A 573-nucleotide genomic window follows, 5' to 3' on the forward strand; every position below is an offset into this window, starting at 1 on the left:
CTGCTCAACCGCGCGGGGTTCCTCAACTCGGAGATGATGTGCCCGCTGCTGTGCACCCGGCTCGGCCTGCCGTTCGTCGGCGCGAGCCCGATTCTGCGCGGACTCAGCGACGACAAGGCGCTGGCCAAGCGTGCCGCGCTCGCGGCCGGCGTGCCGACCGCGCCGTGGGCGATCTACCGCCGCGGCGCGCCGGTCGCCGAAGCACCTGCCCGCCCGCCGAGCGCTGGGTGATCAAGCCCAACGCCTCGTCAGCCAGCTGGGGCGTGCGCGACGCGACCGACTGGGCGGGCGTCAAGCTAGCGGTCGCCGAGCTGCACGAGGAAGGCCATGACGCGATCGTCGAGCCGTTCCTCGTCGGCAGCGACGTCGAGGTGCCGGTGATCACGATCGGCGATCCGGTGATCCTGCCGAAGATGATCTTCCGCCAGGCCGACCCGAGCCACTTGCGGACCTACTACGAGAAGCGCGACCTGGTCGACCGCAGCGCCAAGTACTCGCTCGACCCGTTCGAGGACGACAAGGTCTCGGCGCTGATCTCCGAGTATACCGCCAAGCTCTACGCCGAGTACCGCC

Annotated in this window: 1 protein-coding gene and 1 pseudogene; both read left to right on the forward strand. The window is 69.8% G+C overall.

Annotated features, from left to right (window positions below):
- Positions 1–231: pseudogene (locus J7528_RS24035) on the forward strand (hypothetical protein); the annotation flags it as partial.
- The coding region (locus tag J7528_RS24040; protein ID WP_291879891.1) for a hypothetical protein at positions 228–573 on the forward strand (346 nt) is incomplete at its 3' end. The pseudogene J7528_RS24035 and the gene J7528_RS24040, both read left to right, overlap by 4 nt.

This window comes from Caulobacter sp. (assembly GCF_017744445.1).
Taxonomy (GTDB): Bacteria; Pseudomonadota; Alphaproteobacteria; order Caulobacterales; family Caulobacteraceae; genus Caulobacter.